Origin of the sequence: Thiocapsa imhoffii, from assembly GCF_016583985.1 — a bacterium.
Taxonomy (GTDB): Bacteria; Pseudomonadota; Gammaproteobacteria; order Chromatiales; family Chromatiaceae; genus Thiocapsa; species Thiocapsa imhoffii.
Window position 1 is genome coordinate 101,288 of sequence record NZ_NRSD01000016.1, and the last position, 8,091, is coordinate 109,378.

Below are 8,091 nucleotides of genomic sequence, written 5' to 3' on the forward strand. Positions count from 1 at the left end.
CATGCCGGGCCGGAGCCGTCGGCTTCGGCCCGCTTTTGGGATGATGGTCCGTTATCCAGTCCCTTCGGGCCGGACGGTGGCCACCCGCCCCGACCTCGACTGCCCCGTCAGGACCCTCTATATCGCCTCGACGCTGCACCACCTGGAGGTTCTCAGCGACGCGCAGAAGGCGGGGATCGTCGCCAGTGCGCTGGGGGAGGCCCTGCAGAGGGCCATGCGCCACCGGATGCGCACCCTCGCCAGTGCGTCGATGGGCGTCTCCCGCACGTCCAACTCATCGCGGGTCTCCGCAGCGGGACAGGAAGCCTTATACGGCCAGTCCAACACCAGGCAGTCGAGCAGAAAGCTGCTGAAGGTTGGCGGTCACTTATAGCAAGCGTCTAACGCCTGTGCGACACGTATCGGTTCCGTCGAACGCCTCCGCAGCGCGTGCGCGACCGTCCGTTTCCTCAACGGCATCTCGCCGACCCTCGCAGAGCCGCGGCTCAGCTTGACCACTGGTCACGATGTGCGAAAGGCTTCTTCCGCTCACGAAAAACGCAGCACGGGTGCCCGATGACAACAACGACTGTCACAGCTTGGCTGGAAGCGCTGGGGCTCGGCGAGTATGCCGAAACCTTTCAGGAGCAGCAGATCGACCTCTCGGTTCTGCCGAGCCTGACCGAGGCTGATCTGAAAGAGTTGAGCGTGCCCATGGGGCACCGCAAACGCCTGCTCGCGGCGATCGCGGCGCTGGGCCAACCGGCCGCGGCGCCGGCACCCGCGGCCGATGCGCTCGACCCTATCATCGCCGGACTCCCGACCCCGCTCGCCCTGCCGCTGCGCGACTATCAGCAGGAGACCCACCCGGTCCTCAAGCTCTGGGCCGCCTGCGACGCGGTGGAGATCCTGCTCCGGGTGCTGGTCTTTCTCGGCATCGGGGATCTCAGCCGCCGCGGCGAGCTGCCCGAGCCACTTCGGCGGGAGCTGCGCTACCCGATCGAAAACCCCATGCTCGGCAACTGGCGGCGCATGGCGCAGCAGGTCGCCGAGACCCTCCCCGAGGGCACCGCCCTGCCCGAGCTGGCCCCCGTGGTCCGGGATACGCTCGCGCCCTTCCTCGACGGACCCGACGCCTCGCGCTCGGTCGAACGCTCCTTCCTCGCCCTGCGCAACCGCCTGGCGCACGGCGGCGGCATCAGCCGGCGCCTCGCGACCGAGCTGTTGGCCACCTGGCAACCACCCTTCGAGGCGATCTGGCTGCACTTGGCCTGGCTCCCGGAATGGGCCTTGGTCGCCCGAACCGAAGATGGATTCGTCCGCCTGCGCGGCCCGAGCAAGACACCGGAGCCCTGCGATCCAGCCGTGCCCGAGGTGTTCTCGACCATCCTGGCCGACGTGGGTCCGATCGTCGCAATTCGCGGTGATCAGATCATCCCGTTGTGGCCGCTGGCCCTCTTCGGCGTGCCCCGCCATCCGGAGCACGGGCCTGACCCAGCCGGCCAGGCACTGCCCCAGGTCTATGTGCGCCGCGGCGAGGTCAACCTGGAATACACCCCTCTCGGCGGCGCCACCCTGCCCCAGAGTGAATCGGACGAGACCGCGGTGGAGCGCTTTCTCGCCCGCTTGGGCGAGCGCCGCGTGCTCTTCCTGCTCGACGGTCTCGACGAGATCGCCGAGCGCGACCCCCGCTTCGCCACCGACCTCCCGCTCGGCATCCAGACGCCGACCCTGACCTGGCTCTGCGCGGGGCGCCCGGAGCGGGGCCTGCCGGAGGCCTTCGCCGCGGCCGGCGCGTTGCGGGTCTTCCCCGAGGGCCTGCCGCCGATGCAGGCGGGCGACATCCGCACCTTGCTGCTGGAGCGCATCGGCCCTCTGCGCAAGAAGCTGCTGCGCCAGGATACCGAGTAGGGCGAGCGGATCGGCAACCCCTTCGTCGACAAGGTCGCGCGCCTGTCCGAGGGGCTGCCGCTCTATGTGCATTACGTTATCGAGGACATCAACAAAGGCCGCTACCGCATCCTCGATGCCGGCGAGGCCCTACCGCCGGGCCTGCACGCCTACCACGAGGAGCCGCTGCGGCGCCCGCTTTGGCCGATCTGCTGCGACGGCGCGGCCGGCTGGTACCCGAGGGTGACGCGGGTTTGCGTCTGGTCCAACCGGAACTCGGCGCAATCACCTTCATGCTGCGCCGGGCGCCGACCCCGGAAGGCGAGGACGGCTATACCCTCTACCACCACTCACTCGCCCAGCACATGGCGGAGAGCGAGCACTGTCGAAAAGCGGTGGCGACCGCCCGCGAGTTTCTCGCCGACCTCGCGGACGCGATCCCCGAGGGGCCGCTCGCGCCCTATCTCTTCCGGCGCGGTATTCCCCATCTGCTTGAGACCGGGCGGGCGCCGGCGGCCCTGGGACTGCTGACCCGCTTCAGCTATCTGATGGCGCGTCTGCAAACGCTGAAGGATCCCGACGGGGTGCAGGGCATCGCCGGCGACTGGCGCACGACGCTGGCCGCGAGTCCGGCACTGGACAGCCGGGAGCGGCTGTGCGAGGCCTTCTGGCGAGAGCGCGAGCACATCCTGCGCCGCGGCGACGAGCGCTGGCCGGCCTATAAGATCCTGCTCCAACTCGCAGTCGAGCATGCGGACGACAGCCCCGTGACGCGGGAGGCCGAGGCGTGGCTTGCTGGGGGCAACTGCGATTGGGTGTGGTTGCGCAATCCGCAGCGGGTGGCGCTAGCGGCACCGGATCCTTGTCTGCGGGTGTTGGAAGGGCACACCGACGGGGTCAACGGCGTCCTGAGCCTCCCCGACGGGCGCCTCCTCTCCTGGTCCGGGGACCGCACCCTGCGCCTGTGGGACGGGCAGTCTGGTCAGGCGCTCGGCGAGCCGATCACAGACAGGGACCTTCCGTGGATCGATCCATGGCTTCTGTTCCAACGCAATGAGGGCCGCGCTCCTAGAGCCAATTGCCGATACACCGCCCGATGGGACTTGGCCAACACCGGCGGTATTGCAACTTGCACCAGATCGAGTCCTCCGGTTTGTTGGAGCGGCAATTCGCGTGTGGTTGCGCGCGACCTGTTCAGCGAGGGCATCCTCGTCGTGACGCTCGCTAGCGGCCACGTCTTCTGCCTGCAGCTCTACCGCAGCGCGCGGCGGATCTCGATCGAGGAATATGAGAACTCTGAACGGATCGAGTGATCCGACCAAGCGCTATGGAAGGCGTCGCTCGGACCACGCTTGGACGACGAGCAGGCTACGACCGACACAGCTCACCGCCAGCAGGGGGCGCGGGCCCGCCGTCAGGCGCCCTCGCGGGGCACGAGCTTGATCTCAAGCCCGCAGCCGACCGCGGCGGCATAGCGCTTCAAGGTCGCAAGCGAGGGCGCATGCTTCCCGGCCGATTCCAGCCGCGATACAGCGCTCTTGGTCGTCCCCATGCGTGCCGCGACGGCGTCTTGCGTCAGACCGGCGTTGGCCCTTGCCTTTATCATTTCATCCGCAAGGGCGTATTCCAGCGCCAGGCTCTCATAGGTGGCCTCGAAGCCGGTCCGCTGCTTCGCCCTGGTCAAAAAAGCGTCGTGGTCGTGGGCAACGGGTTGGTATTTCAACTCAGCCATGCCGTACCTCTTTCAGGCGTTTGCGAGCGACCCTGAGATCACCGTGGGGGGTGTTCTGCGTCTTCTTGATGAATGCGTGTAAGACGATGCTTTGGCGCCCCGTGACAAAACAGTAGAAGGCGCGGCCGATACCGAAGCGCCCTCGGGGCCGCACCTCGAACGAGCCGTCGCCGAGGGCACGCGAGTGCGGCAGTCCGAGATTCGGGCCATGAGCCGTGAGCAGCTCGATCAGATGAGCGTAGTCCGCCAGGATATCCACTGGCCAAGATTCGACCTCGGCGAGCACGCGCTCGTGGAAATAACTGATCTCGAACGACATGCCGGGAGGTTAGCAAGTATGCGAACTTCTGACAAGACGCCACCCCCGCAGTCGCAACGACGTCGATGTGCGACGCACCGCTGACCTGATGGTTCCAGGCGCGGCGAATCAACCAGTCGTCAGGCGGTTGGACACCGGAGGAGAAAGCCTCAACTCGATGCGTCTCGGAAAGCGGCGCCGGGGCCTCGAGGGTCACGCCGTCCATGGGCTGGGGGAAATAGGGGACGAGGGGAAATAGAGGACGCACCACAAAAACGCTGTAGCGCAGGAAAGAATTGGTCTCGGTAGAAACGGCAGTGCAGTTCGGAGTGCGCCACTCACCCATTTTCGACCTCGACCTCAGGCCGCTCGGAAACCCCGCTTCAATCGTCGAAGGGGTTGATCAACTCTACTCCGCATCCGTCGAAATATTTGACGTTACGTGTCCAGAGCCGCGTCGATTCCCCTCCGGCAAGACCATGAGGCCGACCTCGATCTCGGCGATGGAAATGGTAGTCAGGTACAAGGCGCCCCCGCTCTACCAATCCTTGGGCGACGCCGGCAGGCGACCTATTGCCGTCTGTTCAAGACGGCGTTGGATGCGCGTCGGCTGCAACGCCAGCGCGAGAGCACCAAGGGCGGCTACGTGCTCGGAACCGATCGGTTCGTGCAGCAGATCGCGGCCATGGTCGGCCGGCGCACATGGAAGGGGTCAGCTGGAAGGCCAAGAGGGCAACCGGAGCGGGAAGGTCAAGGGGAAACGCCCCTCCAGCAAGATGGTAAAGTGGCTAAGGCCTGGCGTGTCCATGATCGCGCCTTTCTCGCATCGAAGCCTTTCGGGGTGCATGGCGCCGCCACCCGCGTCGTTGTGTTGAAGGGCGCCGTGCGTTACGTTACTGGTATGCGGATGCTTTTTGGAGGCCATCATGACCGCGGAAGCTGCTCTTCACCCAGAATACATCACAGACGCTGACGGGCGTCGCAAGGCTGTCGTGTTGCCGATCGAAGAGTATGAGTCCCTCGTTGAAGATCTGGCTGATTTGGCTGTCCTGGCCGAGCGTAGCGGCGAGCCAACAATCTCTCACCAGGACGTGATCAATGAACTGAGACGCGATGGCCTCCTACCGGATTGAGTGGAAACAGTCGGCGCGTAAGGAGCTCAAACGCGTCGAACGTGATGCGCTCGGACGCATTCTCGCCGCGGTCGAGTCACTTGCCGCCAACCCGCGACCACCAGGTTGCCGCAAACTTGTCGGTACTTCAGGAGCATACCGCATCCGAGAAGGCAACTATCGGGTGCTTTACACCATCGAAGAAGACCGCCTGATCGTGGAGATCATTCGCGTAGGCCACCGGAGTATCGTCTACAAGAAGTGAACGATCAGCCGTGACGGAGCAGCTGACGCGGCGGCCGTATGGGCAGGTTGTGGCCAGGCACTGACCCGGTGAGCATCCATCCTGCCGGTAGCCGCCGTCGGGTTCCGGCTGGTGTATGTGGTCTTCGCCCGGCGCTTCCGTCTCTCGCGGGATCTGGCAGGGTGGGAGGGCGAGACGCCCGCGCTGCTGGCACAGCGCAATCACCTGGTCCACGGCGTCGGCCCTATCGAGCGCCGCGGCCTCGCGGTGCCTGCGAGGCCTGGGGGGCCCAGGCAGGGTTCCTCGCCCCGTCTGCGCTACGCAACCGCCGAGTCGGGCAGGGTCACCAGACGATGCCCCTCCATCTCCATCTCGGCAAGCTGGCCCTCGTGAACGAGCTGGTGGATTCGCCCCCGCAGGCCCAGCGTGCTCACCGAGGCGTCGTTGGCGTAATGGGCAGCCTTGACCGCCTTGGCCAACTCGGTCAGCGACCGGACTCCGGCACCCAGGGCGCTTCGGACCTGCGCGGGCAGATCTGCCAGCGGGGCTGCCTGGTCCGCGACGTCCGGGCTCCTATCAGCCACATCCGAGCGAGGCGCCTCAGCCAAGGGGCTCGTCGACGCCGCTTCACCCTGTCCCGTGGATGCCCGCGGGATGGTCGCGTTGAAGCCGTTCACCAGGAAATCCCCGCCGCCCGCATCCACTACCCGCAGACCTCCGCCCTTCGCCGCGGCCGCCTCGGCGAAGGCCCGGAACCGGGCAAAGCCCAGCTTTTTCTCGTCGAACGCCGGTTTCAGCTCGCGCATCATTGACTTGATCTGGGCTCCGCGCAGCACGATCCCTTGCTCGCTCAGCCGCGCGAGCGCCTGGCGAAAGAGCTCGATCGGGGCGTCGAAGGCTCGGCGCGACGGTGCCTTGCCAGAGGCCAGGGGCGCATCGTCCAGGTAGATGACCTCGTCACAGTGGTTGCGGAGGAAGGCGCTCATGTCGTCCTTCATCCCCATCACCACGACGCGCTTGCCGTGCTCGCGCAGCTTGCCGATCAGCGGGGTAAAGTCGCTGTCGCTGGAGACGATGACGAAGGTATCCAGATGAGGCTTGGTGAGAGCAACCTCCATGGCATCGACCACCAGCTTGATGTCGCTCGAATTCTTGCCCCTCTGGCCGTGCGCCGGAAGCTCCGTGAGCTCGACGGAGCACTCGAGCATCTGCCGCTTTTGGGAGGCGAATCGGCCCCAGTCGGCGTAGGCGCGCTTGATCGAGAGACTGCCGCGCTTTTGGAGGTCGCCGATCAGTCGGCGCAGATCCAGTTTCCGGCGGTAGCCGACATTCTCGAAATCGATAAACAAGGCGATGTTGCTCATGCTTGGCTCCCTTGCGTTGCGGTCTTGGCCGAGGTCGCGAGCGGTGACATCATCAGTCGCGACCTCCACTTCAGCCAGCTCCCGACCGGAGCCGACTCGCTCGACATGGAGTACCGCCTGACTGCCGCTTCCGACGCTCGATATCGGATCGGGCTGCGCCGTCCCTGGCGCTCCGTCCGTGGAGAGATGTCCTGCTCCCAGCTATTCAACGCAGCCAGGAGAGGATTTTTCACCATTTCGCCTTCTGGTGACGCGCCCGTAACCCAGCGCCATATGGGAGCTGGGGAAACGGCTCAACAATGCGGGTGAGTCCGATCGGGTTTGCCTTTGATCAGGAGGACATCGTGCTGGCCGAAGCCGCCCGTTCCGCTGAGACCACCCATCACCATCCGGAGGGGATCAAGGGCGCTGGGGTCATTGTATTGGCGATCTTTCTGGCACGGACCACCAAGGACAAAGATCGAGTGCGCGCGGAGATCAGCAGGCGCTTCGGCTACGACCTCTCGCGAACCCTGGACCAGATCAGGCCTTCACACACCTTTGATCTGTCCTGCACCGGAACAGTGCCAGTGGCGATCCTTAGCCGGCCGGTTCTCCCGGTCGCGGTGCGATCAGGGGCCAAGCACCTCCTCGATGCCTTCCGAAAGGTAGATCTCGCGCTTCGCGCTGATCAGGGCCAGCGAGGCGTGCCGCGTCATCCCCTGCGACTCGACCAGATAGCGGGCAACGACGGCCGCCGAGCGCGAGCGCCCCGCATGACAGTGGACCAGGATCCGCTCGCCCGCCGCCACGACGTCGGCGATGAACCGCACCGCCTCCCGAACGCCGCGGGGATCGTTGCCGGGTCCGTCGATCAATGGGACGCAGAGCACCTCCACGTCCTCCCGACCCTCGTCGCAGCAGCACTCCTTCAGGCACAGGATCGCGTCGATCCCAGCCGGCAGCGCCGTGGCGTCCCGGTAGTTGCCGATCGCGACCTGATCGGTGATTCAGTCCATGTTGGTTGCCCCTTCATCCGGCCTAAAAGTCTGTTTGAAAATCGCGCGGCCAGGCGCGTTGAGGGTTCAACGGGCGGCCGCAGCGGGACCGGATGAGGACAAAGGCGGCCTCCCCCCAGCCGACCCTTGCCAGCATCCGGTCCCGCTGCACCCCCCGCTAACCGATGGTCCGCGAACCGGAGGCCTCAACATGCCACAGCTGAACTGATGACAGATATGCGGATTCCGGATCCCCGTCACCACGACGAGGGGCTCCGCTGATACAAGGGGCTCCGGGGACGCAACACGACGGAAGGGGACCCGACCGAGGCCGCCGAAATCGTCGGTATCTGGTCGGTATCTGGGGGGAATGGCGCTAAGATAAGGAAGGATGCGGTCGCAAGATCCTGAAAAGATTGGGGTAGGGGCTGCCAAGGTGATAGGCTGAATTCGCCAAAAGCCAACTCATCACCTCGGACGGCAGCCCTCTGCATC

At 65.6% G+C, this 8,091-nt stretch carries 9 protein-coding genes and 1 pseudogene; 6 read left to right on the forward strand and 4 right to left on the reverse strand.

The genetic code is table 11. The features are described 5' to 3' along the window. The first annotated feature begins 76 nt into the window (after positions 1-76). From CKO25_RS14660 to CKO25_RS14670, 3 genes are all read left to right on the forward strand, one after another. Positions 77-373, forward strand: coding sequence for a hypothetical protein (locus tag CKO25_RS14660; RefSeq protein WP_200388690.1), 297 nt, complete (start codon positions 77-79; stop codon positions 371-373). A 182-nt stretch (positions 374-555) separates the two neighbouring features. Continuing rightward, the gene (locus CKO25_RS14665) at positions 556-1,890 is read left to right on the forward strand and encodes an SAM domain-containing protein (protein ID WP_200388691.1); all 1,335 of its coding nucleotides are present in this window, start codon (positions 556-558) and stop codon (positions 1,888-1,890) included. A 179-nt stretch (positions 1,891-2,069) separates the two neighbouring features. Beyond that, complete coding sequence (locus CKO25_RS14670; protein WP_200388692.1) at positions 2,070-3,182, forward strand: WD40 repeat domain-containing protein; 1,113 nt, start codon at positions 2,070-2,072, stop codon at positions 3,180-3,182. Positions 3,183-3,283: 101 nt separating this feature from the next. Here the strand turns inward: CKO25_RS14670 and CKO25_RS14675 are convergent, their stop codons facing one another. Both CKO25_RS14675 and CKO25_RS14680 read right to left on the reverse strand, forming a co-directional pair. Then, positions 3,284-3,601 carry a helix-turn-helix domain-containing protein gene (locus tag CKO25_RS14675; protein WP_200388693.1) on the reverse strand — a complete coding sequence of 106 codons (318 nt, stop codon included), beginning with the start codon at positions 3,599-3,601 and terminating at the stop codon, positions 3,284-3,286. Beyond that, positions 3,594-3,920, reverse strand: a complete 327-nt coding sequence (locus tag CKO25_RS14680) for a type II toxin-antitoxin system RelE/ParE family toxin (RefSeq protein ID WP_200388694.1) — start codon at positions 3,918-3,920, stop codon at positions 3,594-3,596. Before CKO25_RS14680 ends, CKO25_RS14675 begins: the two co-directional genes overlap by 8 nt. 905 nt (positions 3,921-4,825) lie before the next feature. On the opposite strand from CKO25_RS14680, the gene CKO25_RS14685 reads away from it, so the two are divergent. Continuing rightward, positions 4,826-5,032, forward strand: coding sequence for a RelB antitoxin-like protein (locus tag CKO25_RS14685; RefSeq protein ID WP_200388695.1), 207 nt, complete (start codon positions 4,826-4,828; stop codon positions 5,030-5,032). After that, complete coding sequence (locus CKO25_RS14690) at positions 5,013-5,276, forward strand: type II toxin-antitoxin system RelE family toxin (RefSeq protein ID WP_200388696.1); 264 nt, start codon at positions 5,013-5,015, stop codon at positions 5,274-5,276. Before CKO25_RS14685 ends, CKO25_RS14690 begins: the two co-directional genes overlap by 20 nt. A gap of 296 nt (positions 5,277-5,572) precedes the next feature. On the opposite strand, the gene CKO25_RS14695 is transcribed toward CKO25_RS14690, so the two are convergent. Continuing rightward, positions 5,573-6,619, reverse strand: a complete 1,047-nt coding sequence (locus tag CKO25_RS14695) for an NYN domain-containing protein (protein ID WP_200388697.1) — start codon at positions 6,617-6,619, stop codon at positions 5,573-5,575. Positions 6,620-6,903: 284 nt separating this feature from the next. Here CKO25_RS14695 and CKO25_RS21255 point away from each other — a divergent pair. Further along, positions 6,904-7,086 (forward strand): annotated as a pseudogene (locus CKO25_RS21255) (ADP-ribosylglycohydrolase family protein); the annotation flags it as partial. Positions 7,087-7,230: 144 nt separating this feature from the next. Here CKO25_RS21255 and CKO25_RS14705 read toward each other — a convergent pair. After that, positions 7,231-7,608: a dual specificity protein phosphatase family protein gene (locus CKO25_RS14705; protein ID WP_338115141.1), complete on the reverse strand. Its 378-nt coding sequence runs from the start codon at positions 7,606-7,608 to the stop codon at positions 7,231-7,233. Positions 7,609-8,091 lie beyond the last annotated feature (483 nt).